General features: G+C 44.5%; 28 protein-coding genes and 1 pseudogene. 18 read left to right on the top strand and 11 right to left on the bottom strand.

Annotated elements, in window-relative coordinates:
* The first annotated feature begins 6 nt into the window (after positions 1–6).
* Both EL098_RS13470 and EL098_RS13465 read left to right on the top strand, forming a co-directional pair.
* Positions 7–1,146 (top strand): AAA family ATPase, encoded by a 1,140-nt coding sequence (locus EL098_RS13470; RefSeq protein WP_126356738.1) that lies wholly within the window; start codon positions 7–9, stop codon positions 1,144–1,146.
* Positions 1,143–1,649, top strand: coding sequence for a hypothetical protein (locus EL098_RS13465; RefSeq protein WP_126356737.1), 507 nt, complete (start codon positions 1,143–1,145; stop codon positions 1,647–1,649). Before EL098_RS13470 ends, EL098_RS13465 begins: the two co-directional genes overlap by 4 nt.
* A 90-nt stretch (positions 1,650–1,739) precedes the next feature.
* Here the strand turns inward: EL098_RS13465 and EL098_RS13460 are convergent.
* Together EL098_RS13460 and EL098_RS13455 are read right to left on the bottom strand one after the other, a co-directional pair.
* Positions 1,740–2,327 (bottom strand): annotated as a pseudogene (locus tag EL098_RS13460) (tyrosine-type recombinase/integrase); the annotation flags it as partial.
* A gap of 187 nt (positions 2,328–2,514) precedes the next feature.
* On the bottom strand, positions 2,515–3,102 hold the full coding sequence (locus tag EL098_RS13455; protein ID WP_126358448.1) for a TetR/AcrR family transcriptional regulator: 588 nt from the start codon (positions 3,100–3,102) through the stop codon (positions 2,515–2,517).
* 351 nt (positions 3,103–3,453) lie between these two features.
* On the opposite strand from EL098_RS13455, the gene EL098_RS13450 reads away from it, so the two are divergent.
* Positions 3,454–4,632: an MFS transporter gene (locus EL098_RS13450; protein WP_126356736.1), complete on the top strand. Its 1,179-nt coding sequence runs from the start codon at positions 3,454–3,456 to the stop codon at positions 4,630–4,632.
* 216 nt (positions 4,633–4,848) lie between these two features.
* Complete coding sequence (locus EL098_RS13445) at positions 4,849–5,112, top strand: DUF6678 family protein (protein ID WP_232012445.1); 264 nt, start codon at positions 4,849–4,851, stop codon at positions 5,110–5,112.
* Positions 5,113–5,230: 118 nt separating this feature from the next.
* Here EL098_RS13445 and EL098_RS13440 read toward each other — a convergent pair whose 3' ends face one another.
* Entirely contained in the window at positions 5,231–5,539 is a 309-nt protein-coding gene (locus EL098_RS13440) for a hypothetical protein (protein WP_126356734.1), read from the bottom strand.
* 237 nt (positions 5,540–5,776) lie between these two features.
* Between EL098_RS13440 and EL098_RS13435 the strand changes: the two genes are divergently transcribed.
* Positions 5,777–6,346 (top strand): hypothetical protein, encoded by a 570-nt coding sequence (locus EL098_RS13435; RefSeq protein ID WP_126356733.1) that lies wholly within the window; start codon positions 5,777–5,779, stop codon positions 6,344–6,346.
* A 110-nt stretch (positions 6,347–6,456) separates the two neighbouring features.
* On the opposite strand, the gene EL098_RS13430 is transcribed toward EL098_RS13435, so the two are convergent.
* The 3 genes from EL098_RS13430 to EL098_RS13420 all read right to left on the bottom strand — a co-directional run bounded on the left by EL098_RS13430 (position 6,457) and on the right by EL098_RS13420 (position 9,340).
* Positions 6,457–7,053, bottom strand: a complete 597-nt coding sequence (locus EL098_RS13430) for a hypothetical protein (protein WP_126356732.1) — start codon at positions 7,051–7,053, stop codon at positions 6,457–6,459.
* A gap of 297 nt (positions 7,054–7,350) precedes the next feature.
* Positions 7,351–7,818 carry a GNAT family N-acetyltransferase gene (locus tag EL098_RS13425; protein WP_126356731.1) on the bottom strand — a complete coding sequence of 156 codons (468 nt, stop codon included), beginning with the start codon at positions 7,816–7,818 and terminating at the stop codon, positions 7,351–7,353.
* Between the two features lie 229 nt (positions 7,819–8,047).
* Entirely contained in the window at positions 8,048–9,340 is a 1,293-nt protein-coding gene (locus tag EL098_RS13420) for a DUF1214 domain-containing protein (RefSeq protein WP_126356730.1), read from the bottom strand.
* Between the two features lie 856 nt (positions 9,341–10,196).
* Here EL098_RS13420 and EL098_RS13415 point away from each other — a divergent pair.
* The 4 genes from EL098_RS13415 to EL098_RS13400 are packed head-to-tail and all read left to right on the top strand — an operon-like array spanning position 10,197 to position 13,753.
* Positions 10,197–11,261, top strand: a complete 1,065-nt coding sequence (locus EL098_RS13415) for a lipoxygenase family protein (RefSeq protein WP_126356729.1) — start codon at positions 10,197–10,199, stop codon at positions 11,259–11,261.
* On the top strand, positions 11,254–12,012 hold the full coding sequence (locus EL098_RS13410) for a lipoxygenase family protein (RefSeq protein WP_164716858.1): 759 nt from the start codon (positions 11,254–11,256) through the stop codon (positions 12,010–12,012). The genes EL098_RS13415 and EL098_RS13410 overlap by 8 nt, the downstream gene beginning before the upstream one ends.
* An 18-nt stretch (positions 12,013–12,030) precedes the next feature.
* Entirely contained in the window at positions 12,031–12,918 is an 888-nt protein-coding gene (locus EL098_RS13405) for an Ig-like domain-containing protein (protein ID WP_126356727.1), read from the top strand.
* 49 nt (positions 12,919–12,967) lie between these two features.
* Positions 12,968–13,753: an Ig-like domain-containing protein gene (locus EL098_RS13400; RefSeq protein WP_126356726.1), complete on the top strand. Its 786-nt coding sequence runs from the start codon at positions 12,968–12,970 to the stop codon at positions 13,751–13,753.
* 718 nt (positions 13,754–14,471) lie between these two features.
* On the opposite strand, the gene EL098_RS13390 is transcribed toward EL098_RS13400, so the two are convergent.
* A complete protein-coding gene (locus EL098_RS13390) occupies positions 14,472–14,798 on the bottom strand; it encodes a nuclear transport factor 2 family protein (RefSeq protein WP_126356724.1) in 327 nt (108 codons plus the stop codon).
* A 90-nt stretch (positions 14,799–14,888) separates the two neighbouring features.
* Between EL098_RS13390 and EL098_RS13385 the strand changes: the two genes are divergently transcribed.
* A complete protein-coding gene (locus tag EL098_RS13385) occupies positions 14,889–15,215 on the top strand; it encodes a winged helix-turn-helix transcriptional regulator (protein ID WP_126356723.1) in 327 nt (108 codons plus the stop codon).
* Between the two features lie 160 nt (positions 15,216–15,375).
* Here the strand turns inward: EL098_RS13385 and EL098_RS13380 are convergent, their stop codons facing one another.
* Positions 15,376–16,269 (bottom strand): LysR family transcriptional regulator, encoded by an 894-nt coding sequence (locus EL098_RS13380; protein WP_126356722.1) that lies wholly within the window; start codon positions 16,267–16,269, stop codon positions 15,376–15,378.
* 93 nt (positions 16,270–16,362) lie between these two features.
* Here EL098_RS13380 and EL098_RS13375 point away from each other — a divergent pair, with 93 nt between their 5' ends.
* Positions 16,363–17,346 carry an aldo/keto reductase gene (locus tag EL098_RS13375; protein ID WP_126356721.1) on the top strand — a complete coding sequence of 328 codons (984 nt, stop codon included), beginning with the start codon at positions 16,363–16,365 and terminating at the stop codon, positions 17,344–17,346.
* 63 nt (positions 17,347–17,409) lie between these two features.
* Positions 17,410–18,591 (top strand): MFS transporter, encoded by a 1,182-nt coding sequence (locus tag EL098_RS13370; protein ID WP_126356720.1) that lies wholly within the window; start codon positions 17,410–17,412, stop codon positions 18,589–18,591.
* Between the two features lie 239 nt (positions 18,592–18,830).
* Here the strand turns inward: EL098_RS13370 and EL098_RS13365 are convergent, their stop codons facing one another.
* A complete protein-coding gene (locus tag EL098_RS13365; RefSeq protein ID WP_126356718.1) occupies positions 18,831–19,766 on the bottom strand; it encodes a LysR family transcriptional regulator in 936 nt (311 codons plus the stop codon).
* Positions 19,767–19,889: 123 nt separating this feature from the next.
* On the opposite strand from EL098_RS13365, the gene EL098_RS13360 reads away from it, so the two are divergent.
* Positions 19,890–20,648: a 3-oxoacyl-ACP reductase family protein gene (locus EL098_RS13360; RefSeq protein ID WP_126356716.1), complete on the top strand. Its 759-nt coding sequence runs from the start codon at positions 19,890–19,892 to the stop codon at positions 20,646–20,648.
* Between the two features lie 239 nt (positions 20,649–20,887).
* Here the strand turns inward: EL098_RS13360 and EL098_RS13355 are convergent, their stop codons facing one another.
* Positions 20,888–21,115: a DUF7661 family protein gene (locus EL098_RS13355; protein ID WP_126356714.1), complete on the bottom strand. Its 228-nt coding sequence runs from the start codon at positions 21,113–21,115 to the stop codon at positions 20,888–20,890.
* Between the two features lie 240 nt (positions 21,116–21,355).
* Here EL098_RS13355 and EL098_RS13350 point away from each other — a divergent pair, with 240 nt between their 5' ends.
* Complete coding sequence (locus EL098_RS13350; protein ID WP_232012218.1) at positions 21,356–21,568, top strand: hypothetical protein; 213 nt, start codon at positions 21,356–21,358, stop codon at positions 21,566–21,568.
* A 138-nt stretch (positions 21,569–21,706) separates the two neighbouring features.
* Complete coding sequence (locus tag EL098_RS13345; RefSeq protein WP_126356712.1) at positions 21,707–21,982, top strand: hypothetical protein; 276 nt, start codon at positions 21,707–21,709, stop codon at positions 21,980–21,982.
* Between the two features lie 54 nt (positions 21,983–22,036).
* On the opposite strand, the gene EL098_RS13340 is transcribed toward EL098_RS13345, so the two are convergent.
* Positions 22,037–22,333 carry a hypothetical protein gene (locus EL098_RS13340; RefSeq protein ID WP_197718521.1) on the bottom strand — a complete coding sequence of 99 codons (297 nt, stop codon included), beginning with the start codon at positions 22,331–22,333 and terminating at the stop codon, positions 22,037–22,039.
* Positions 22,334–22,450: 117 nt separating this feature from the next.
* On the opposite strand from EL098_RS13340, the gene fumD reads away from it, so the two are divergent.
* From fumD to EL098_RS13325, 3 genes are all read left to right on the top strand, one after another.
* Complete coding sequence (fumD, locus tag EL098_RS13335; protein WP_126356707.1) at positions 22,451–22,666, top strand: fumarate hydratase FumD; 216 nt, start codon at positions 22,451–22,453, stop codon at positions 22,664–22,666.
* A gap of 40 nt (positions 22,667–22,706) precedes the next feature.
* Positions 22,707–23,060 carry a DUF1304 domain-containing protein gene (locus EL098_RS13330; RefSeq protein WP_164716856.1) on the top strand — a complete coding sequence of 118 codons (354 nt, stop codon included), beginning with the start codon at positions 22,707–22,709 and terminating at the stop codon, positions 23,058–23,060.
* Between the two features lie 339 nt (positions 23,061–23,399).
* Positions 23,400–23,558 (top strand): YqaE/Pmp3 family membrane protein, encoded by a 159-nt coding sequence (locus tag EL098_RS13325; RefSeq protein WP_126356705.1) that lies wholly within the window; start codon positions 23,400–23,402, stop codon positions 23,556–23,558.
* Positions 23,559–23,793 lie beyond the last annotated feature (235 nt).

Raw genomic sequence — 23,793 nt, 5'->3', positions numbered from 1 at the left:
TCTTATATGATTTTGAATTTTGGTGCTAAAAATTTTTATAGTTTTAAGGATGGTTTTGATATTTCATTTGAGCTTGGGAAAACATGTCCTCAAAAAATATCGAGAGGTAAAAACGTTTCAAATATTTTATGTGTAAAAGGGGCTAATGGTTCTGGAAAAACAAATATATTAAAAGCTATTAATTTTTTGTCTGGTTTTGTTAGCGCATCCTTCAATTCTAAAGTTAACGGATATATATTATTTGATCCGTATTTTAACAGTTCCGATCCCTCCGAGTTTTATATTTCATTCCTATTGGATGGGGTAGTTTATAGATATGAGGCCGTGCTTACAGAAACTGAAGTTAAACGTGAAACGCTGTTCAAAAAATTAAAGAGAGAGGTTAAAATAATTGAAAGGATTGATGATGAAATAACTTATGCCAGCAAAGAGCATGTGGAACTTAAGAAAATAAAAATGAGAAAAAACGTTTCTTTATTTAGCATGGCTGTTCAGTATGATGTTAAAAGTGTTTTTGCTATTCACTCCAAGTTCAATAAAATTATTTCGAATGTTAGTTACAATGGATTGTTACAAGAAACTCATAATTTAGATTACATAAATGAGTTTTATTATGATAATGATGAGGCTTTTGAGTTTGCCAAGGGGATAATTAAAAAATTCGATCCTTCCATTGATGATATTTATATATCAAAAACCACAAATGAAGATGGTAAAGAGATATTTAGACCATGGTTTGTATTTAAATTTGATGATCAGGAAGATATACTTGGTTTGAGTGCGCAATCAAGCGGTACTCAGTCTCTTTATAAGCAGCTTGGTAACTATAAAGCTGTTCTTTTTGTTGGCGGTTTATTAGTTTTGGATGAATTTGATATTAACCTTCACCCTCACATCTTGCCTCATTTGCTTGAGTTTTTCCTGGATGAAAATACGAACGATAAAGATGCACAGTTGATTTTTACAACACATAACACCGAGATTTTAGATTTCTTAGGGAAGCATAGAACCTACTTAGTGGATAAGGAGAATACAGAAAGTTATTGCTATCGATTAGATGAAATCCCGAGTGATATTTTAAGGAATGATAGGTTGATAGTTCCTGCATATAATCAAGGGAAGATTGGTGGGGTGCCTAAGTTATGAAAAAGAGATTTAATAATCCAAGGGCCATTGATTATCTAAAGTCCTTTGAGGACTTAGTTAGTCTGGATGACAAAGGTTGCAACCTTTCGTTAAGGTGTAAGTTTAATTTTTCTTATTTTGATTCTAATCAGAGGTGTTCAGGAAAAATATCTGATTGGGATATTGATGGTGTTGGTGATTTTTTTGATAAAATAAAGGATTATTCTTCACGTTCTTTGAGTCAGTTGCAGCAAATGGGGGTTGGTAAAAATCGGCACAGCTTGCTTTCTATTTACAATTCCTATCCAAGTAATAGCTTATTTGAAAAGCCTAAAACAGTACCTCACCAAGCACGATGGGGTCGTTTTAGATTGGACCAAAATAAAAGGCTAATAGGCTTTATTATACCTGAAGATTATAATGGCATCAAACACTCTGATACGGGAATGCTATATGATAGCAACACTTTTTACGTGGTGTTTATCGATAATAATCATAATTTTTATCCCGTAAAGAAAAAATAATAATGTACCTCGTCATTTTTAGTTAGGGACATTTATCCCAGAAGTTATGGCGGTGCGATATGCTCATTTTTAAAAATGAGCATATATATATTACATAATTCTGATCCAATCTTTCCCTCTGTCATCATGGTATTGATCTGTCTGTCTCTGGGACTTATGCCCGAGGAGTTTTTTGGTATCTACTCCTTGTGTCTCGTAAAGCCTTTCCGACAAAGACCTTTGCTCATGAAAAGTTGCCGGAGTACCGTCGCCCCAATTAATTTCTGCTTTGTCACGTGCTTTACTGAAATTCATTGTTATTGTGTTCGACTTAACCTGTGCACCTCGTTCTGCCATTGAGGTAGCGCGGAAGAAATGAACCATGTATAGGCTCACCGCATAATCTCTGCAGCGCGCCACCACATCGCGCAGGCACCAATCAATGGCGTCACATCGAAGAGACAAAGGAATAGCAATCTTGCTGCCTGTTTTCTCCTGGATCACATGAAGGTGATCATCCCAGATGTCGCTAAATTTCATTTTGGAAATGTCACCCAGGCGCTGGCCGGTGACGATGGCCAATAGCATTGCATTACCCAAATAGCGGTGATTTGCATCAGCGATTGCAAATATCCTCTTCCACTCTTCAAGGTTTAATCGCTGACGAGTAATTTTCCGGCGCGGCTGCTTGGTGGCGAGAGTCAGCATTTGAAGCATATGTGTACCTCTGAATCATGACCCATTTCTGAGCCATGTTTTGAATACGCAGAATCGGCTTTCAATCAGCTGCTGTCAGATAACAGGGATGCCTGTACGCTTGTCTACTCTTACAGGCCGCTCTGTGCCAGAAGCGGACATTTCCTACCCGCTATTGCCGACGTAACCATCATTCCACACGTCGTAATCCGCAAAGTAGAAGGTTCAGCGCGGTGATGGCTTTTGTCAGTCGTACATTGCTTTCATCGCTATCGGCAATCCAGAATGCGGCTTCTGCCAGGCTACCATAAATCAGCGAAGCCAAACCGTCCGGATCGACGTCTACGATGATACCTTGCTGAATCAGTTCACGAATAATGCACCTCATTGCTTCCACGCAATTACGTTGCGATTCAGGTGAAGAACCTCCCAGTACCGCTTTTGCATCACGTAACACAATGCGCTGAATTTCAGGTTCCAGCGTCATTTCAAGGTAAGCCCGACATCGGCTGCAAAAGCCGTCCCACGGATCCTCCGCATTACTGGAAATCTTCTGCAGGCGTTGATCCATCTCGTCATCTATCTGCTCCACCACAGCCGCCAGCAATCCTTTTTTATCACCAAAATGGTGGTAAAGCGCACCGCGGGTCAATCCTGCCTCCGCAGTCAGTTCATCCATTGAGGTTTCAGCGTAGCCATGTTCACAAAAAACCTTACGGGCAGTGGCTAGCAAGGTCGCTCTTGTCTCTTCCGTCTCAGCGCGGGTTCGGCGAACCATCATTTCCTCCTTACATACGGTATGAATGATTATTTACAAACACATCGTATGAATATATTGTTTTTTCATACGCGTTGTATGTATTTTCGCTATGTCACATTGTTATGGCAAGTAAATGTTAACGGAGGTCATGATGGCTAATTTGTATCGACACATTTTTTCTGAGCACGGCACGGCAAGTGAGGAGGTTGTGCCGGGTGTCCTAATCACTGGTCTGGTTGTTACTGGCCGTGGAACACGGGATGGATTTTACATCGCGTTATCTTCCGCAGTGCCTGTACTACTGATGGCATTTTTAAGTCATTTAATCCCGCATCAGCAGGGTGGTGTACGTTCTACGGGAGCTGAGTGATGGGTACATTTTCTACCATGAAATCATGTCGCGGTCCCTGGGCCGCCGTTACTGCTGTCAGTCTGGCGACTTTCTCTGTTGTCACAACAGAAATGCTCCCAGTGGGCTTGCTGACGTCCATAGCCGAAACTCTCAGCATTACCACCGGAAGTGCGGGTCTGATGATTTCGCTGCCAGCACTGCTGGCAGCTTTATTTGCGCCATTAGTCGTCATTGCATCTGGTGGAATTGATCGCCGGTGGATACTGTGTGGACTCCTGTCACTGTTGACGATGGCAAATCTAGCCTCTGCGCTGGCAACAAATCTAACCTTGATGCTCGCAGCTCGTATTCTGGTTGGTTTCTGTATGGGTGGAATATGGGCAATCGCGGGCGGTCTTGCCACGCGTCTGGTTCCGGAGAATGCAGTTGGCCTGGCGACCTCCATCATCTTCGGCGGCGTTGCTGCCGCATCAGTATTGGGCGTGCCCTTTGGGGCATTTATAGGTGATCTTATCGGCTGGCGTTGGGCATTTGGCATCATGGCAATTTTTAGCCTGCTGGTCCTGTTACTCCACCTTGCAGTGATTCCGCCGTTGCCCGTTAAGGGGTCAGCTAATATAAGCCAGTTTATTGCCCAACTTTGCATCCGCAAAATACAAGCGGGCCTGTTAATGACATTGTTTCTCGTCACAAGTCACTTCGCGGCCTTTACCTTTGTCCGCTCGCTGCTTATATCAGTGTCAGGATTTGATACGCAGTGGATAGGCGCCATCTTATTCGCGTACGGTGTCGCCGGTATCGCTGGAAACTTTGTGGCTGGCATCACCGCAACACGCTATACGACGTTCACCATGATTTTGATTGCGGCAGGTCTTATGTTAACGCCGTTACTGTTCATTACCATTGGGCATTCTGTCAAAGGCGGTAGTGGTGTACTCATTTTTTGGGGGCTGGCTTATGGTGGGCTTTCGGTTGGACTGATGACATGGATGATGAAAGCTGCATCCAATGCCGTGGAGATCGCCGCTGCGCTTTATGTCGGGGTGTTCAATATAGGGATTGCGCTGGGATCGTGGAGTGGGGGGAAGATAGTAGATATGTTGAACCTGACGGATACACTTTGGCTGGCTGGTGGATTAGCGACTACAGCTTTGCTTTTGGCAGTATCTGCTGGCTTGAGCCGAGGAAAGACATAGTAAAAAGCAACTCCTGCACTGTCACATGAGAACTTGCGGACACTGATGTCCGCTTCTCGCTCACTGCAGACATCGATTTTCGGGCTGGTCCGCTCAGTGCCAGAAACTAACCTTGTTATCAATGTAGCGTGTTAATCTGTCGGAAGCAGATCCTGGGAGGTTTGAATGCTTTATAGCTGCATGAATAATACAAAATGGAATGAGATCCGCGTGGCAATGGTTAGCATGGAATCTCCTCCCTTATGGAAAATCACTTTTCTCAATGGCTATGAATCCGCACTTGATGGCGAGTGGTTTTACCATTTCAGTGAAGGCGGCTATGTGGATATCCAGTATCTTGATATTTTGACAAATTCAGTTGAACAGCATGCCACAGTAGGTACTATTCTTCGTGCTATTCATCTCCCTGGAATGGAGACATCCACCGGTTATAGGATTTTGGGATACGCAGATTCGGTCAGCTATGTAGATTATCTTTAACTTGATAAAATCGTTTAATGGCTAACAGGAATACTTTAGTCTTTGCGTAGAATTGGCCTCTAATCCTCGCTGTCTATTGCCTGGATGGAGCGTTACACTGAAAGCTATTAAATCAAAGTCAATACATTTGGACATCTTCCCATAGAGGCATCATTTCTCCGGGTAATTGTTCCTTATCAAACCCCTCAAACCAATAAACTGAGCCTTTTGGCCCAACAATCGGCACTTCTCCCCAACCCTGATGAAACAATGTGCGACTCCAGTCCGGCTTGAGACGACCACGCCGTTTAAGGCGCTTACCATTACAAGCAGTTGCTCGTATTGAGGGAAAGTTAATAAAGAAACTTAACGGCATTTCCTCTTTTTGCGCACGTTGCAATTGCCTTGATATCCAGTCTTGGTTACGTTTGCGAAGTTTTTGTTTCATTGGCTACTGTTCTGCTTCGACTCACTTATGAATCAATGATCTCACTGTAATCCGACGCCCTGCTTTGTACAAGAATGTCCGCTCCTCGCTCAATGCAGCCTCATGCCCCGTCCGCTTCGTGCCATAGGCGGACGTTTAAAATTTAAGTCGAAACAGGATGCATATTCAAATTAATAAGTTAAGATAGCTAGTCGTAGCAACGACAATTTTATTTTTGATAGATACAAAAACATAATTATGAATAAAAGCTATTATTTCGAAAATAAATATAGGAAATGGTCCATTACAGCCGTGACATGCATCATTATGGGTGGATGGTTCTGGTATATGTTGTGGGCATCAAGTATCTCCCATAATACCATTTTACAAAAATCGGTGCCTGAATGGATAACATATATTTCTTTTGGCATATTGATCGGAAGCATCTTTTTTATACATGCTTTTTATCTTCGCACTTTTAACAAAACATTAAAGTATCTTTGTAATGCATTCTTGGGCGGTTTTTGCCTTGGATTTGTATTGAGCTTAAACTGTTACGATGTCTATATTTATCTCTTCCCAGACAAAATAATTAGCTATGAATCTGAATATGAGGTTGTATTCCCGGGGCCATCGAGAGGTAAGCATGGGCATTGTGAAGCAGGTATCTGGTTAAAAGATCAGAACACTACCAGATGGATACAGCTTTGTACAAACAAAGAATTTCTGCGCAGCCACCGTAAGCAAGGAATGACAGGAGTATGGGTAACAGCTCGTGTAAATAAAATTGGCACTTACATCGTGAAATACGAATTTATTTATATGTAAATGAAGCAATCTGAAGACATTAGAATCGCTTAGGTCGGCATCTTTTTTTACGCCTGTGAAAATAAATGATAGCCAACACCTGCTTCTCGCTCAGAGCAGATCTATCGGCCTTACTGTGATGACATGGAGTCAGATGAAGATGCTAAAACTTGTATCCAATCAGAATTGCTTAGTATCCTGTAGAAAGGAAATAAGCGATCTTTAATATGCGCTAAAAGTTGATCCTCGCTCATTTTAGATGCTCTAGAATTGAAGACAGGAATTGCTTCATCGTAGAGTTCCCAATATAAATTTGATAGTTTATTTGTTATGCAAGCAAAGGCTCGTGGAGGATAGTCTAAAAAATAATGAGTGAAAAATGAAAGCCTACATTCGACTTCCTGTGCCGATGATGCTGCAATTAAGTTTTCCAATTGCAAGCGGAGCCAAACTAGAGCACTATAATGTCTTGATGGTTCTTGAACACTCAGCTCTCTTTTGTAAATAAGCAAGTACTTCTCGACTTCATAGGAATCTATCGTTGGGTCAAGACCTAGTGACGCAATTATAAGAAGGGCTTCAGAGTCTACACCAGCTATTACCTCTCTTTCAGCCCAAGAAACTACAGCCTGGCAAAACTCATCTGAACTGAATACTTTAAACGTATCACTAAAATTTTTTAAGCAAAGAAGTTCCTGTAAATTATATTTGTAATCTGAATTTTCCATCTTCAATACCGGTTAGAAATTTTATGGTGTAAGTTGACATCATATAAGATATGACGAGCGAAATGAGCATAACGTATTGCCACTCTAAAAGACAACCACTCTCAGTACGCTCCTATAACCATTACCCGAGCAGAGAGAAGCCTAACGGCATTTAAAACAGAATGATAGGTACGTTATAACGTCCACTCCTCGCTCAATGCAGCCCCTAAGCCTCATGCCCCGTCCGCTTCGTGCCAGAAGAGGACACTATAAACCGAAGAGTAAACTGGCCAGCCTGGAAATGAATAGGAGCGTAGGTCAGTCGGGATTTTTTACATTGGTATAAATATCAGGCCGGGTGATACTCCATGCATAGTTTTCCCGATTAACGGGTTCGTACCCAAATTTTTGATAGAGCCAGGGAGCTGTTGTTGTAAACAACATAATTCTGCGAAGCTGATCAAAGACGGGATGATGATGTATGCATTGCATCATCCATCTTCCAAGCCCCTCGCCCTGATATTCCTCAAGAATATAAACATCACAAAGATAAGCGAATGTAGCGTAATCTGTTATCCAACGGGCGAAACCTATCTGGGTTTCATCATGGTAAACGCCGAAATTAAGACTGTTTTCTATTGATGCGCCTACAATGGACAGAGCAATCCCTTTAGCCCAAGTTGACCTCGTAAGATAGCGATGGATAGCCTGTACATCCAGTTTTTCCCTGTCTGTACTCACCAGGTAGTTATCCTTATGCCACTCATGCTTCTCTAAAATGCTCACGGACATACCTGCTCATAAGGTTATGGGAAACCTGACCTTATCACTTGATGTAAAATTCTGCTATCAGTGCTGCTTCGCAATAGCTAAAGCCTGCTGCTGGTATCAACGATTACCTCCGCTCCTCGCTCACAGCTGCCCGTTATCCCAGCTCAAAAACAGGCTTAGCGTGGGGTATTTCCCATTTAGGTAGCACCTATGCTCGGTCGATTTCCCTAATTTCAATTAATCATCAATTCACTAATCGATTATTGTAGCCGGTACTTCTTTGCTCTAATATTTTCGCTCTTTCATCAGGGGTTACATATTGCGTTTCCGGAGGTAGATGTTGACTTAGTTCTGAAAACGTGACCAGTTCATAGTTAAGTGCTGGCTCTGCATTTTCTGGCATATCTTGCCATCTTATCATTAATGTATTTTCGTGAAGACCTACTGTATCAATCCAATTAGCCACTCCTGGATCCTGTATACTAACAACAAAAGTATAGGTGCCATCATTATTAGAATGGGCTTGTGTGTTATTAAGGCTTGACTGATGATTTGCTGCGTCAACCGAAATAATCCATGCATTCGTTACAGGAACAATAAAATAACCAGCTTTACCGGGAGTGATAGTGATAATGAATGCTTCGGATTCATTTATATCGATATGACCAAAAGAGCTCGCCTGGGTAACCAGAGTACCTATAATGGGTGATTGCTTGGGCTGTGGTAACGTGTTGACGAGGTTAGGTATATAGGTCTCCAGGCCCATAGCACCTACGCCATAAGTAATCGAACTTTCGTCCAGATTTTTAATGGCTGTATCAATGATATCAGATAATGATTGAGATATTTTTCTCTGCTGCCCGGCAAGCTCAACGCTGAGAGTATCCGCAGTTTCAACAGACCAGTCTGTTATATTATGACGAATAAATAAAAAAGAGACTTTGTCAGTTGACTGAAGATGATTTTCATCCAGGGAACCAGGAGTGTTGTCAATTGTAATAATATAACTCCCATCTACTTCCACCTTTAATGTGCTTTTGTCCAGATAGGCTACAGTATTTTGAGAGTTGGGGTTGAAAATAAGTGAATAGGTGTAATCGCCAGTTCCTCCAGCCGTATTTTGTTGTCCACGTAGAATATATCGCTGACTGCCATCAATTGGGATCATCCTGTATATTGCATCAGGATTATCATAAGAATATCTTCCACCTGGAATCTCATATGTACCATCAAAAGCAGGGCGTGGCTTTGCGTTATTAACCCAATAAATATAAGGTGATAATGGATCGCTATTTACGGATTTTTGTATCGCACTAAACAGTAGTTCGTTTATCGCAGAGTCTAAAGTTTTCGCTACCTCATCTTTAAGTTGCTCTAAATAATGGGCATGAGCAGCAAGATATGCATTTTTAGCTTTTTGTTTTGCTGGTGCGAATTTCTGATATAGCGGAGTTGTTTCATCGATAGCCTGGTTATAGATATCAAAAGCAAGTTTATCAAGTTTTTCGTTGGTCTGTGGTATCCAGCGGGTTAGCATTCATAATCATATATCCTTTGCATTTTTATACACTTTTCGTATGCACATGATGAATTTTTAGAGGCATACATGAGCGGCCCATCTGAGACTACGTGAACAGCATACAACTTGAAATATCACGCTTATATATAAATGTCTAAGACATTAAAGATATAGGGTTACTGGCAGGGATGTAAATAATTCACTCTCTTCGAATAGTAACAAAGTGAAATTTTAACTGTCAATCGTAGGCCACCTCCTGCGGAGGTAGTGATTGTTCCTGTTAGGGCAAGATATCCGTAACCGTAAGACTCATCAGGAGTAGAGTCGGGAAATGGCGCGGCAAGATCAGAAATCAACGTGTATTACTTTATCGGCGTACATCAAAGGGCGCTAATAATATCAGCAAGCGTGTAAGTGATATTCTTTTGAGAAGTAATTCACAATAAACAATTAGCAGAGCTAATTAATTCACTAGCAATCTGCAGTGATGTTATGCCGGATATTAATGTTTTTTCAACAGAAATGTAGTTTATACATGTGCGGTAAAAATGCCTGCAGCATATTAACAGGTTTTATTGAGTTGCTTGTGATTGGCTTCACACAAAAAATATTGTATGGAGATTATATTATTTTTCGAATGAAGGAAGGCTTCTCAAATAATATTTACTGAATATCACAAAGATTTAAAAGTTGTAAATAAGTGATGGTGAAAGGTATATCAAAAAATATTTAATGTACCGTTCATATATACTTTAAATCGTACAGGCAAGGATGATTTTCAGCTTTCTCAGAGGGTTAGCATCAACGAAAGGAGAATGAAAATGTGTATAAACGTAAGGAGTGAAGACATAATTCAATTAATGAGAGGTAACTCATGAGCATAAACAACGATGCTACAAACGCAGGGGTAACGTATGAATGGGATTATAATCATCATCCTGTATATGGTATGCCAATGTGCAGCACCTTGCAGGGGCTTCTGCCTACATTGCCATGGCTCAGAAAGACATTGAATACTCTTGTCCTAATCACCGGAAATGTAAAACAGTATGTCCATCTGACTTTCACCAGTGAATTTTACAAACAACAAATTGATACGCTGGACAGCAGGGCCACTAGCCTTGAAAGTGAAATTTCTCAGCCATCAGCAGAAGAAAATTATGATGCTCTCTTTAGTGACTATACGGCACTGGTAATAGACATTTCCGACTATTTGTTTGCGCTTCCTTCCGCAGATCGCAGCAGTGATAGTAGTGAATGGGGGCTGGATAAATACAATCTGATGTTTCAGTCAATCCCATTACCTTTTGTGTCGACACCTGAGCATCTTCATAATGACAGAACGTTTGCTTACTGGCGTCTTGCTGGTAACAATCCATTGCTTCTAAAAAGAATCTCATCCATTCCCGATAATTTTCCGGTGACGGATGCTCACTATCAGCCAGTCATGGGAGAAAATGATTCACTGGAGTCTGCATTGAATGAAAACAGGGTCTATCTCGCAGATTACAGTATCATCGGGAAGCTTGCTGTCCCTGATGGGTTTAATAAACCTGACACAAACATGGGATATTCTGAAGCTCCACTGGCATTATTTTCAGTTTCGAAAACAGAAAAAACGCTGCTGCCAGTGGCAATTCAATGTGGGCAAGACCCGGCTAAGTATGACATCATGATACCGTCCTCTGATCCTGATTTATACTGGGGATGGGAAATGGCGAAAACATCGGTTCAGACAGCAGATGAAAATCACCACGAAATAATTACGCATCTGGCGCTGACTCATTTCATCAGTGAGGTTTACGCTGTCGCAACGTTACGAAATTTCAGGGATTCGCATCCGCTTTATAAACTCCTTATCAGTCACTATGAAGGTACAAATTTCATCAATGATGGGCGCAACGAAGATCTTGCTACTTCCAGGGCAATTCGTGGATAAATTATTCGCACAAGATTTGAATATTATTTATGAAGAAGTACTGAAGGGACGGTTTAGTTTTGATGTGACAGAAAATGCCTTTCCTAATTATATCAAGTCAAGAGGCCTGGATGATGTCGTGGCATTACCAGACTATCCTTACCGGGACGATGGTTTACTGGTATGGGAAGCCATCGAGCAATGGGTATCGGATTATGTGGGCTTTTATTATTTATCGGATAATCAGGTAACACTGGATCCGGAGGTTATGGCGTGGTCTGCTGATATTGTTACTAATGGCAAATTATATAATTTCAAACCTGTTGATGGTGTGAAGTCACTTAAAGATGCGCTGACAATGGCTATTTTTGTGGCATCGGCACAGCACGCGGCAGTAAATTTTTCACAGCCAGACTGGATGTCTTACGCGCCAGCAATGAGTGCCTCTCATGCAGCAAAGGCACCTTATATCCAAAAAGGGCATTCGAATCCTGACTGGGTTAATATGCAAGCGCAGTACAATCAGGCGTTGCTTAAACTGACAATTTATACGTTGCTGGGAGGAACAAATCACGGGTTGCTAGGAGAATACATAAAACCAGGAACAGAGAATGAACCGCTATTTACTGACGTTCATATTACTACTCTGTTAACAAAATTTCGAAACAGGTTACGCGAGATTGAGAGTGTAATTATAAAAAGAAACCAGGCGCGCTATATTCCATACGAATACTTGCTCCCTGGTAGGATTCCTGCAAGTACTAACATCTGATAATAGAGGAGATATAGAATGGTCGTAAAATACAGTGTCGAATCTGATATTGAAATTGATATTTGTCCAGACAAAAGCATTGCCGCCAGCGACGGAAATGACAGTATTGTATTTTCCGTTTCAGCGGTATTAACTGGAAGCAAAGAGCCTGTAGTAGGGGTTCCGATCGTGTTTTCATCTGACAATCATGCTGTATTGAGTGAAACTAACTCCATTTTCTATGGAACGCTTACCGATGGAACTGGTCTGGCTCGTGCGACATTGAAAAATAATTATTCTGAGCAAGTTGTTGTTACTGCGAAGTTAAATGACTCTTCTCAGAATATTGTCATGGCGAAGGTGACATTTGTCGATGAAGTTAAACCACTGGTGGTTGAATATGCAAAAAACAAAAATCATACACTGCTGAATAATGAACCCTCAATAGTCTGGGATAATGCTGAATTTATTATTCAAACGTCCGGAGGGAGTGGTTCACTGCAATGGCAGGTGGTTAACAGTACGGGGGATATTAATGTATTATCAGGAAGCAAAGGTCAAGGTATCGTTTCTATTTTGCGTGAAAATTATGGATCACATGTTATCAGGGCAGATGATATTATCACGGGTGAGTTTATTGAATACTCATTCTCTGTCGTAAATTACATATACTCGGATAATGAGAGCTATTTTCTGGGGGAGCTTCTGGTATCTCCGCCTGGAAGAATTATTTCTCCGTCGGTATACCAGAGTTTATGCCGCGAATGGGGCAATATGAGTGCTTATTCTGGCTGGGGGGGCGATTACTGGTCCAGTGATCATAACATGAAGCACAACCTTGCAAAAGTCATGAATATTGATACTGGAATAGATAGATATTCACGCATCACGCTGCATCAGTATAAAGCTGCATATCAGACGAAGTAGCTGGATAAATCATATGATTTTTTATCATATGATAAACTGGAGAAAGAATATGAACAGTAAAAATAATAAATCAGTCACAACAACTGATCCCTATGTATTAACTCTAATGGTAACCAAGGATAACGCACAGGCAAATAGGGAGTCTCTGAACGAAGTTGATGCCACAGCCTTTGATGCAGAAACGTTTTATCCGGCTCCAGGTGTAGATGTTTTATTTAAAATAAAGAATTCCAATACGGCCTTTTTTTCAGAAACAAACTCACCAATATATTCCTCAGTTACAGATGGTACAGGACATTCACTTGCGATGATTGCAAATAGTATCGCAGAAAAAGTGAGTGTGACGGTTGAATGTAAAGGAAACTCCGCTATCAGTGCGGAGAGTTTCGTTACATTTATTGAGGCAACAGATAATCTTCAGATTAAAAGCGTTGTGAATTCAAACCATACTTTTTCACAAAATCAACCGTCCATTGCTTGGCCCGGCGCGTCATTTTTGATCGAAACACGCGGAGGGAGCGGTATGGTAAACTGGGAGGCGGTATCCAGCAGTGCAGAGCTCGCTGTCAACGGGACGACAACCGGAGACTGTTCTGTCACTATTCTTGCGAAGCCACGACAAATTTGCACTGTCAGAGGGACAGATTTGATCACAAATGATACCGTTGAGTGGAATTTTTTTATTGATACCTTCGTGACCAGCGACTTCCAGAAATATCATTTATCCGACGCAATACTCAACCATGGTAATTATCTCCTGACGCCTGCAGAATATGGAAGGTTACATCATGAATGGGGCGATATGGGGGGCATATTCTATCTGGGATGTTACTGATGTATACTGGACATCTGATTATGATGAGACAAATGCAGTGGTATGCGATCTGTCAACCGGAATATTGAGTACAACGACGCATTGGCATCAGAATTTTTATGCGTACAAAATTGATGTGTAAGCTGTTGCGTAAAAAATACATTTTATATGGTCCTTCAGTTTAATGGAGGACCTTTAATAACCCTGGATATTTTTATATATTTTCTCTAAGTGATAGACGTTGTGCATGGTTTGTTGCTGAGGATTTTTATCATAAAAAGCTTGTTCAAATCAAAAAATTCGCATTTGTCCCAAACCCGCAGCGCCCGCCGTAAGCCATGACTCGCGAGGTCTGTTATAGTGAGGAAGCGACATTTTTATGATCTGGTATAGCACACGTTCACACTAAACTGACGAGAGTCCACTCTGTTTGCTCATCGTTTTGGGCGTTAGTGCCGAGCAAAGATTTCCCCTGACAGGCCGCCAGTGTCAATAAAGGAAGATGAAAGGCCAAACGGATTATTTCCATATTCTATTCCCGTCCATATCGTTAACCATACGTTGCCAGCGCTCGTCCGGCCGGTTGGTGATGACCGCACTGCTTATTATTCCCTGGTTGTCTCTCACCACGCTGCTCCTGAATGGAACAGGATCCTGGGTCAGGGGCAAATAATATTTTTTAACCGTCAGGCCTTCCCGGAGTTTGTACACAGATACAGAAAATCAAGAACCAGCGATATTAAACAATCGCCAGCGAGTTGATTCTGCCGTCGACCAGTCCGAAAGCATGATTAAGTTTTACCGGACTGCCGGGAAAATTACCGACAACGTTCGAGGTAACCGTCACCCGATCCCCTTCGATGAGAACCTCAATTGGCTCAACGCTGTAGTCAAACGCGGCCTGCGCAGCACGTTGCCATGCTTCAATCGCCGCATGTCCCTGATGAGTTTGACCTTCGTCGATGACTACGGCATCGGCAGTAAAACAGTGCTTAACGCCGGTGATATCAGCGCCATTGCTGATCGCGAAATAGGTAGAAATAGCGTCCGGTAATGATAATGACATGGCTCTGCGCTCCTGTGATTTACAGTACAGCCATTTTCAACATAGACTGTGAAATTAACAAGTACGCACGAAAAAGTGAGTTACTGAATAATGGGTAAGTTATATAGTCCGGAATCTGCAGCAAGTGGCGTGGAGCACGTCCTGCGGCTGCTGGAAGGGCGCTGGAAACTGATTCTTCTTTTTCATCTTTTCGATGGCGAAGTACAACGCTATTCCGATTTTGAAAAACTGATCCCCGGCATTTCGCAGAAGATGCTGTCTCAGCAGCTACGACAGCTGGAAGCCGATGGGATCGTGTCGCGAACGGTTTATCCCCAGGTACCGCCGAAAGTAGAATATCGACTCACTGAGTGGGGACAAGCGCTGTGCCCTGCGCTTGATGCAATGCTGAAATGGGCGGAGAAACGCGAAGTGTAGGCACCATTGACGCCTTTTTAACACTGAGCGGAAAACACGGATGCCAGCTTCTCACTCGGCGTAGATCCCGTGCTCTTGCTTTCTGTTAGCTCATTGTTAACAAGGGACATCCATTCTCAAATATCCCACATTGCAGGAGATTTGAGTATGGGCAAAATGTTCATGGCATGGTCAGTTGATTTTTATGTTCATCAAATACTGCAATTAAATGGTCTGCGACTGCTCTGACTCGTCTTGAACCCGCGAGGTCTGAATGCATCACCAGCCATAATGGCTGGTCCACGCCTATATCAGGATTAACGCAATGCAGACCACTTTTCATTGCCATAAAGTGTGGCAGAACCCCCAGCCCCAGACCTTCTGAAACTGCGGATATCTGCGCCATGAGTGTGTTTGCCTCCACCCGGCATGGCCTGCCGCGCAGCATTCGTGTCACCCATCGTGCAGCAGGCAGGTGCTGATGCGTTTCAGACCAACCCACATACTGAGCATTGCTCAGCGATAAACCAGCGGGCGTACCGTCCAAATTTTCGATATACGTTTTTGCGCCGTATAAACCAAAACCTACGGTTCCCAGACGCTTCAATGTCAGATTACCAGCGTCAGGCTTGACCATGCGAATCGCTATATCGGCATCTCGGCGATGAAGATTGACTGACTGTATGCCGCTCAGCACTTCTACACGCAGGTTAGGGTATTTTTCCAAAAGTTTTTTCAGCGAAGGCAGAATAAAGTGTGTTGCCAGATTGTCCGATGTTGCCAGTCGGACAAGCCCGGCAACATTACCCTGCAGTTTCGCCATCTCACCGAAAGCTAGTCCCGCATATTCAAATGCCTCAGCACGCTCCAGCAGGGCTTCACCATCATCCGTCAGTCGGTATCCGCTCTGGTGCCTACTGAAAAGCGGTACTGCCAGTGATTTTTCAAGCCGGTCCAGCTTTCTGGAAATCGTTGCAATGCCCATATTCATCGCTTCTGCTGCGCCACTGAGCGTACCCGTGCGGGCGATCGCCAGGTAAACCCGTATATCGTCCCAGTTAAAATCTGGCTTCATGCTTTTTCCGATTATGGAAAACGGCTCTCCGTTTTCAGGTCTATTTTATCATTTTGAACAGTATGATACTGCAGCTCTCACAAGGAGATAAACATGCAAACACGTAATTTGACGCCATCCCTCAACGTATCTGCAATCGGCCTGGGTTGTATGGGTATGAGTGAATTTTATGGTCCGCGTGACGATGAAAAATCACTGGCGGTGCTGGATAAGGCTTTAACGCAGGGTATTAATTTCCTGGACACGTCTGATACCTATGGCCCCTGGCATAATGAGGAATTAATAGGAAAATTTATTAAAACACGCAAACCTGCGCTGAAGCTGGCAACAAAGTTTGGCATTGTGCGCCAACCCGGCGAATACAAAAGAAGTCTCTGCAATTCCCCAGACTATGCGCGCAAAAGTTGCGAGGCCTCTCTTAAACGCCTGGGCGTGGATCACATCGACCTCTACTACGTACACCGCATTAATCACCAAACGCCAATAGAAGATACGATGATCGGCCTGGCGAAGCTGGTGCAGGAGGGAAAAATTGGTCACATCGGTTTATGCGAGGTCAGTGCTGATACGCTCAGGCGCGCTCATGCAATCCACCCCGTGTCAGCAGTTCAGACCGAATATTCTCTTTGGAGTCGTGAAGCGGAGGCAAGTGTACTCCCGCTGTGTAAGGCTCTGGGCGTCGGGTTCGTGGCTTATTCACCCCTGGGCCGTGGCTTTCTGACGGGCAAATTTCAACATCAACCGGTCCCGGGGAAGGACGATTTTCGCAGCACGCTCCCCCGCTTTCAGCCGGAGAATCTAGCCATAAACCACTCCCTGGTTGATCTTATAAAAGCTTTGGCAGTGAGCAAAGACTGTAAACCTTCACAGATAGCTCTGGCCTGGTTACTTGCCCAGGGCGAAAACATTGTGCCGATACCCGGTACATGCAATCTCAACCACCTGAGTGAAAACGCCGGTGCACTGGATGTCCAGCTTAGTAGCGCTGAACTGAAGGCGCTACGTGCCGCCGTATCCGCTATTCCCATTGCTGGAGAACGGTACACGCCAGAAGGAATGAAAGGCGTGGGTGTCTGAACCCGGCCGACCTAAAGGCTTCCCCCCAAACCTCTCCCGGCATCTTTTAAGAGTATTGATTACATGAACGACACCGTTTTAAACGTAGGCCCGGTGCCTGCACGCGCTTGGGTGGCTGTCGCAGCGCTCGGTATCAGTGCATTTTCGATTGTGACCAGCGAGCTTGCGCCTGTTGGCATGCTCAGCATGCTAGCAAAAGACCTGAACCAGACTGAATCGGACACGGGCCTTGTCGTGACTGCATACGGCTGGGTAGGGGCTCTGGCAGCGCTTTTGTCTGGATTGATACCTGCGAGGATTTCACGTAAGTCTTTGGTAGTGATTCTTATGGTGGTTCTTGCTCTGTCCTGTATGGCGGCGACACAGACTCACTCGATGACCCTATTTATGAGTGCGCGTATGGCAGGAGCTTTGGCACATGGTGCTTTCTGGGCTTTGATTGGGGCAGTGGCTTCACAGCTTGTTCCGGCTGAAAAACTTGGGCTGGCCACCTCAGTCATTTTTGGCGGCGTTTCGGCTGCCAGCGTTCTGGGTGTGCCGCTGTCCAGTTTTATTGCGGATATGGCCGGATGGCGCAGTGCGTTTACGGCGATTTCTCTGCTGTCACTTGCCGCCGCCTGTGCTCTGTTCTGGACGCTCCCCACACTGGCAGTGCCACAACCACTGAGGCTACGTGTTTACTATGGGATTTTCAAAAAACCGGTGCTCCTTTCCCTCTATGGTGCCACTGCCTGCATTATTTCGGCTCATTTTGCAGCATTCACTTACCTCCAGCCTTTGCTGACGAAGGCTCAGGAAGTGCCGACGGCATCCATTTCTGGTCTACTGCTGATGTTCGGGCTTTCCGGCCTGGCAGGAAATATCATTGCCGGAAAGCTTATCGACCGCCATATCAAAGGATTAATTTTAACTTCGCTGCTTCTGAGCGCAGGTGCACTAGGCATGCTTGGTGTGAGGAGCGCCGCGCCACTGCCTTTATGGTGCACAGGCATACTGCTCGCAGTTTGGGGCGCGGGTATCGCCATTGTGTTCGTTGGGCTGCAGACATGGCTGCTCCGTAGCGCAGGGGATGCCGTACAACCAGCGTCAGCTATTTACGTTGCAATTTTTAACGCAGCGATCGGCACCGGTGCGCTTGCGGGAGGCCAACTGCTGGCATTAAAAGGTCTTCAGGGCATGGCTTTACTTGCTGCAGGCGTCATTGTATGCAGCATCGCTCTTGTCGCAATGCTGAAAACCCCATGAATTAGCTCAGGCCTGAAAGGTTGTCACCGAATTCAAAAACGCATTAACCGGCAGTAATAAAATGAGTGGGCGTGTCAGAAGATGCGTCCCGTTATTTTATATGTCCAGCTCGTTAAGGAGGATTAGCCCGCGGCACGAGGCCTGCCTAAAGCTACAACTCCTGAAGAATTTTTTAATCGGTTTAGAATAGACAACCTCCTCTTCGTGCCAAGGGCGGAGATTGATTGATTGATAGCCATTTATGTTACTGAAAACATTAACCTGGCATCAAATTTCCTGGAAAGCTGTTGTTCGCGGAATTTTTCAATTACGAAATCTACAAACACACGGGTCTTAGCCGGCAACATTTTATGTGTAGGAAAATACAGGGATAGGGATCCATTATCGGCATACCAGCTTGGTAATACCCGCACAAGTTGGCCACTTTCCAGATAAGGCAGCAAATTAGGTAAGCTTGCGACTGCAATGCCTAATCCCATCACCGCAGCCTGGCAGCAGGCCCACGGCTCATTTACTGTTATGTGTACTGGCAGGGTGATAGCCGACTGTCGGTCCTGGCTGTCGCGCAGGACTAAATTACGTATCCGCCCGGTTTGAGGAGAGCGTATACGAATGCCTCTACCATGCGTCAAATCCTCCGGTTCGACAAAAGGTGATGTCATCGCAAGATAGGCAGGTGATGCGGCCAGAATGGAATGTGATGGCGCTAACTCACGAGCCACAACCCCTTGAGCAAGTTCAAATCCTCCCCCAATCGCTGCGTCAAATCGCTCGCCAATCAGGTCTACTTTCCTGTTATCAAATTCCCAGTCTGGACGTATATGCGGGTAACAGCTTAAAAATTCATCCAGCAAAGGCAACAGGTAGTGCATGCCGAAATGTGTCCCCACACTTACTTTCAGTGGCCCAGAGGGTTGCTGCGCGCTGGCTCCAAGGTTGTCCATAGCCATCTGAATTGATGTCAAACCACCACGAACTTCTTCTAAAAAAAATGCACCGGCTTCGGTCAGGGTGAGCTTGCGGGTGCTACGTTGAAATAGCCGAACCCCTAGTTGATTTTCCAAAGAAGTCACGTTCTTTCCTACCGCCGCCGACGTCAAAGCAAGTCGCCGACCCGCAGCTGAGAAGCTGCCCGCATCGGCGCTCTCTACAAAGCATTGTAACTGATTAATCAAGTAGCCCACCTCATTTGAAACCTTTAGTTTAAAATGATTATAGCGATTTGTGGCTACTCTGACTCAAATATCAAGGTGATAATTAATCCATCAACGTACACACCCTTAAATTGGAGTCACATCATGAACAACACAACGCGTACCACTTCACTGGCTGGAAAAATTGCTTTTGTACAGGGCGGCTCACGTGGTATTGGCGCTGCAATTGTCCGCCGATTAGTTCAGGAAGGTGCCAGCGTAGCCTTTACCTATGTTTCCTCGGTGGACAAAGCAAACGCCCTGGTAATGGAGATAGAAAAAGCGGGGGGAAGGGCCTTAGCCCTTCAGGCCGATAGCGCCAATGAGCAGCAATTGCGACAGGCAGTCGAAAGAGCGGCGCATCATTTCGGCCATATTAATATTTTAGTTAATAACGCTGGAATTTTTAAAGTCGGGACACTTGAAGAAATCAGTATGGAAGATTTTGACAGCACATTAGCAATAAACGTACGCAGCGTATTTGTCGCCAGTCAGGAAGCAGTGCGACATATGCCAGACGGTGGCCGCATCATTACCATCGGTAGCACCAATGCCGAGCGGATGCCCTTCGCTGGCGGAGCAGTATATGCTATGAGTAAGTCAGCTATCGTTGGTCTCACCAAAGGGCTGGCGCGCGATTTAGGCCATCGGGGGATCACTGTAAATAATATCCAGCCCGGCCCAACCGATACGGATATGAATCCAGCATCTGGCGAAATGGCGGAAGAGTTGATTAAACTGATTGCGGTGAATCGTTATGGGAAAGACAGTGAGATCGCCGCCTTTGTAGCTTTCCTTTCAAGTCCCGAAGCTGGCTACATCAGTGGTGCCAGCCTGACTATTGACGGTGGATTCGGGGCTTAATATTACGCTCGATTACCAAATTTTGATATTTTCATGAGTCCGTTGCCACAAACTGTTTTGTGCCAGACGCGGACGTCCTTATGACCGGGCAATCACGCATTCCCGGTCATATCTACCTTCTACACCAGGGGTATTTCGACGTCATATTATTCATACGGTACATATATCCTGATCTGCGCTGTCGCTCAAAATAGTTTTATAGTCGATATCAGGTGGTCAGCTGATTTCTTTAAACGACACTATTCATCCGTACCTATAAAATGCACATCCGGATGCCGTTCATTCGCCGCCTCGTGGTATATATCCCCAAGCCAACCGGGAAGCTCTTCCTCGGCTAACCACGATGGAATAACCACATCATAAACCCGTGAATATTTCCCTTCATTTGGATCAACGCGGTAGAGCAGCCATTGTTCACGGTTTTTTTTCACGCCCATTCGTCTTCCAAAAACGTTAAACAGCAGCATATTTTACCCCGAATCAATATTCATCCATTGGCTAATATTAATGGCTGGTGAGAATTCCGACCAGGTGATTGTTCGATGAAGTCCCGCACGGCTGTAAAATTCAGACATAAAAAAATCTGAAAAATGTTACTACATGGTTTCAAAGAGTTATTCGATGGTGCGATGCCACAGGGCGGTATTAGGCTCATATTCCCATTTTGTCCTGATTCTCCTGTGCTAGGTTAAGCGAACAGGGAATCTATGTTTGGAGTAGCTATGGACAAGGACAAATGCCACATCGAGGAGCTTCATCCTGAAATGTTGCAGGTGATTGGGACGGCGGTTGTGCATCTGCTTGCCGGAAAAGAGACGTTATCACGGGAGTCGATAGCTGACAGGGTACATTGTTTATACGCCAATGGCCTGGACGATGCCGCTGTACAGAGGGCGGTGGATGTTCTGATTCTGGGCTAAAGCTTCATTAAGGAACGGAGGCTGCGGTGCAGATAAGCGAACTAATGCCTCCTATACGCAGTTTTAAACTGATTGTCGGAGCAGCTCTGGATGATGTTAAATCGCAGTTGATTATCATTATCATAAAAGGGACTGTTTATGAGTAAGACGCTGATCGTCTGCGCTGTGTTATTTGCTACCCCCGCCTACGCCGCAAATAAGCCAGCGTCGGAGTTGGTCTGGACCGGGGCTGAGGACGAGCCCGGATGTCGCGGCAATGTCTGCGTGCACAACGAAAAGGATAAGACTCCACGCATGTATGGCAAACTTGATAAAAGTGAGCAAAAATTGCTCGCTGATCCTTATTCTAAATACGATCGTGATAGCAGCGACGGGACAGCACGCGCGGGCGTGACGTTTAAGTGGGATGATTAACATCAAGGCGCTGAGAGGCGCCTTTTTTGATCGTGGTAAGTACTACGCGCGTATTTACGGTGGCCCTGGGAAAGCATCAACATATTTAATGGTGAAGTCAGGGAACGAATCCACTATCTGAATTTTATAATCCGGGAAAGAATCGACTAATTGCCATTGCCCTGGGGAATCCGCGAAGGCGTCAACTTTCTGAACATCCAGGTCTTCAAAAGCATCGACAACCTGCACTTTATAGTCTGGAAACGAATCGACAATTTGGATTTTGCCGTAAATTTGTGAGACATCCACAGCCAATACTGCGGAGGAAGAAAGTACGGCCGCGGTCACCAAAATCAGTCCTGATAATCTCATCTCTGGCATCCTGGTTTATTATTTATCAGTGGATAGCATAGCCGTTTTTCTCCTCTCAGGTTATAAATTCATGGCTTAAATGCTACTGTAAGATCAAACAGATAAGCCGGAGGCGAGATGAATAAAAAAGCGAAGGACGATGAGCTCTACCAGGAGATGTGCCGTGTTGTAGGCAAAGTGGTGCTGGAGATGCGGGATCTTGGTCAGGAGCCTAAACATATCGTGATTGCCGGCGTGGTCAGAACCATGCTGGCCAACCATAAAATCAAACGTTCCCCGCTGACTGATGAGGCCATGGAACACGTGATTAAAGCGCTTGGCTATGAAGTTTAGCCTGCACATGTCGACATAATAACCTCTGTCGGGATCCCTTATGATTGCCAATATTCTGATCGGTCTGATTGCTTTGATTCACGTTTATATTCTGGTGCTGGAGATGGTGCTTTGGGATAAGCCAGCGGGGCAAAAAACCTTCGGTTTGTCTCCGGAGTTCGCCCGGCAGTCGAAAACCCTGGCGGCAAATCAGGGGTTGTATAACGGATTTCTGGCTGCCGGATTACTTTATGGGCTACTGGCGACCAGCAGCGGCGTTGAGTTTAAGTTTTTTTTCCTCAGTTGCGTACTGGTTGCTGGTGTATTTGGTGGTTTAACCGCCGGCAAAAAAATACTCTATGTCCAGGCCGCGCCTGCGGCGCTCGCGCTGATAACTTTATTCGCGGGAATATAATCGAAAAAACCCGGCAAACGCCGGGTCACCATAAGGCTATCATCATTAATATAATGGGTGATCGACCGGATCGTTTTATGAGTGGTTCCGGTCCCTCCAGAGGAGGAGAAATATAGGCATATTTCGATAGCGGAATGAGGGTTCATAAAGCTACCGAAGGCAAGAAATTATCCTGAGTCGTCATCGTTAGCAAGCGCCAGATGATGATTTTTTTCGAAGATCAATTTTGAAACTAAATTTTCCGGAATAATCTCCCTCAACATATTCTGATTTTCGTCTACCCTTTGAAGGGTAGGTTTGTTTTTTCGAATGGATTAACCGAATTTATCAGGAGTTTATATGGGCTTTTGGCGAGTTGTTTTTACTATTATCCTGCCTCCGCTGGGCGTGCTTCTTGGTAAAGGCCTGGGTGGCGCTTTCCTTCTCAATATCCTTCTTACCCTGCTGGGCTACTTCCCGGGACTGATCCACGCGTTCTGGGTGCAAACCCGGGATTAACTCGTCGCTACCGCCTGCCGGGACCTTTTGAGGTTTCAGGCACCGGCGGCTACCCACTTTGTTGCCCGCCGTCCCGCCTGAACATCCGCACCTGAGCCCACATTGGTGGGCTCTTTTATTTCCTTTAAATTAAAAAGAGTTCCGTTATAACCAGAAATAATGGTTTTGTTTATCTTTGATTAAGGTTTTCTTAATATTCGCGACATCACTAAATAGCGAAAATGATTGCGCTGGA

The organism is Cedecea lapagei, assembly GCF_900635955.1.
GTDB lineage: Bacteria > Pseudomonadota > Gammaproteobacteria > Enterobacterales > Enterobacteriaceae > Cedecea > Cedecea lapagei.
Note: the sequence above shows the minus strand (reverse complement) of the source record. Positions and strands in the feature narration are given on the sequence as shown.

Bases quoted from the DNA above. Each gene is read 5' to 3' on its own strand.
- EL098_RS13355 (WP_126356714.1), bottom strand. From the start codon at position 21,115: ATGCTGCTGTTTAACGTTTTTGGAAGACGAATGGGCGTGAAAAAAAAC.
- EL098_RS13400 (WP_126356726.1), top strand. From the start codon at position 12,968: ATGAACAGTAAAAATAATAAATCAGTCACAACAACTGATCCCTATGTA.
- EL098_RS13390 (WP_126356724.1), bottom strand. From the start codon at position 14,798: ATGTCATTATCATTACCGGACGCTATTTCTACCTATTTCGCGATCAGC.
- EL098_RS13435 (WP_126356733.1), top strand. From the start codon at position 5,777: ATGAATAAAAGCTATTATTTCGAAAATAAATATAGGAAATGGTCCATT.
- EL098_RS13385 (WP_126356723.1), top strand. From the start codon at position 14,889: ATGGGTAAGTTATATAGTCCGGAATCTGCAGCAAGTGGCGTGGAGCAC.
- EL098_RS13330 (WP_164716856.1), top strand. From the start codon at position 22,707: ATGATTGCCAATATTCTGATCGGTCTGATTGCTTTGATTCACGTTTAT.
- EL098_RS13415 (WP_126356729.1), top strand. From the start codon at position 10,197: ATGAGCATAAACAACGATGCTACAAACGCAGGGGTAACGTATGAATGG.
- EL098_RS13345 (WP_126356712.1), top strand. From the start codon at position 21,707: ATGAGTAAGACGCTGATCGTCTGCGCTGTGTTATTTGCTACCCCCGCC.
- EL098_RS13350 (WP_232012218.1), top strand. From the start codon at position 21,356: ATGTTTGGAGTAGCTATGGACAAGGACAAATGCCACATCGAGGAGCTT.
- EL098_RS13340 (WP_197718521.1), bottom strand. From the start codon at position 22,333: ATGAGATTATCAGGACTGATTTTGGTGACCGCGGCCGTACTTTCTTCC.
- EL098_RS13470 (WP_126356738.1), top strand. From the start codon at position 7: ATGATTTTGAATTTTGGTGCTAAAAATTTTTATAGTTTTAAGGATGGT.
- EL098_RS13325 (WP_126356705.1), top strand. From the start codon at position 23,400: ATGGGCTTTTGGCGAGTTGTTTTTACTATTATCCTGCCTCCGCTGGGC.
- EL098_RS13455 (WP_126358448.1), bottom strand. From the start codon at position 3,102: ATGGTTCGCCGAACCCGCGCTGAGACGGAAGAGACAAGAGCGACCTTG.
- EL098_RS13375 (WP_126356721.1), top strand. From the start codon at position 16,363: ATGCAAACACGTAATTTGACGCCATCCCTCAACGTATCTGCAATCGGC.
- EL098_RS13445 (WP_232012445.1), top strand. From the start codon at position 4,849: ATGGTTAGCATGGAATCTCCTCCCTTATGGAAAATCACTTTTCTCAAT.
- EL098_RS13465 (WP_126356737.1), top strand. From the start codon at position 1,143: ATGAAAAAGAGATTTAATAATCCAAGGGCCATTGATTATCTAAAGTCC.
- fumD (WP_126356707.1), top strand. From the start codon at position 22,451: ATGAATAAAAAAGCGAAGGACGATGAGCTCTACCAGGAGATGTGCCGT.
- EL098_RS13450 (WP_126356736.1), top strand. From the start codon at position 3,454: ATGGGTACATTTTCTACCATGAAATCATGTCGCGGTCCCTGGGCCGCC.
- EL098_RS13405 (WP_126356727.1), top strand. From the start codon at position 12,031: ATGGTCGTAAAATACAGTGTCGAATCTGATATTGAAATTGATATTTGT.
- EL098_RS13360 (WP_126356716.1), top strand. From the start codon at position 19,890: ATGAACAACACAACGCGTACCACTTCACTGGCTGGAAAAATTGCTTTT.
- EL098_RS13380 (WP_126356722.1), bottom strand. From the start codon at position 16,269: ATGAAGCCAGATTTTAACTGGGACGATATACGGGTTTACCTGGCGATC.
- EL098_RS13440 (WP_126356734.1), bottom strand. From the start codon at position 5,539: ATGAAACAAAAACTTCGCAAACGTAACCAAGACTGGATATCAAGGCAA.
- EL098_RS13430 (WP_126356732.1), bottom strand. From the start codon at position 7,053: ATGGAAAATTCAGATTACAAATATAATTTACAGGAACTTCTTTGCTTA.
- EL098_RS13420 (WP_126356730.1), bottom strand. From the start codon at position 9,340: ATGCTAACCCGCTGGATACCACAGACCAACGAAAAACTTGATAAACTT.
- EL098_RS13370 (WP_126356720.1), top strand. From the start codon at position 17,410: ATGAACGACACCGTTTTAAACGTAGGCCCGGTGCCTGCACGCGCTTGG.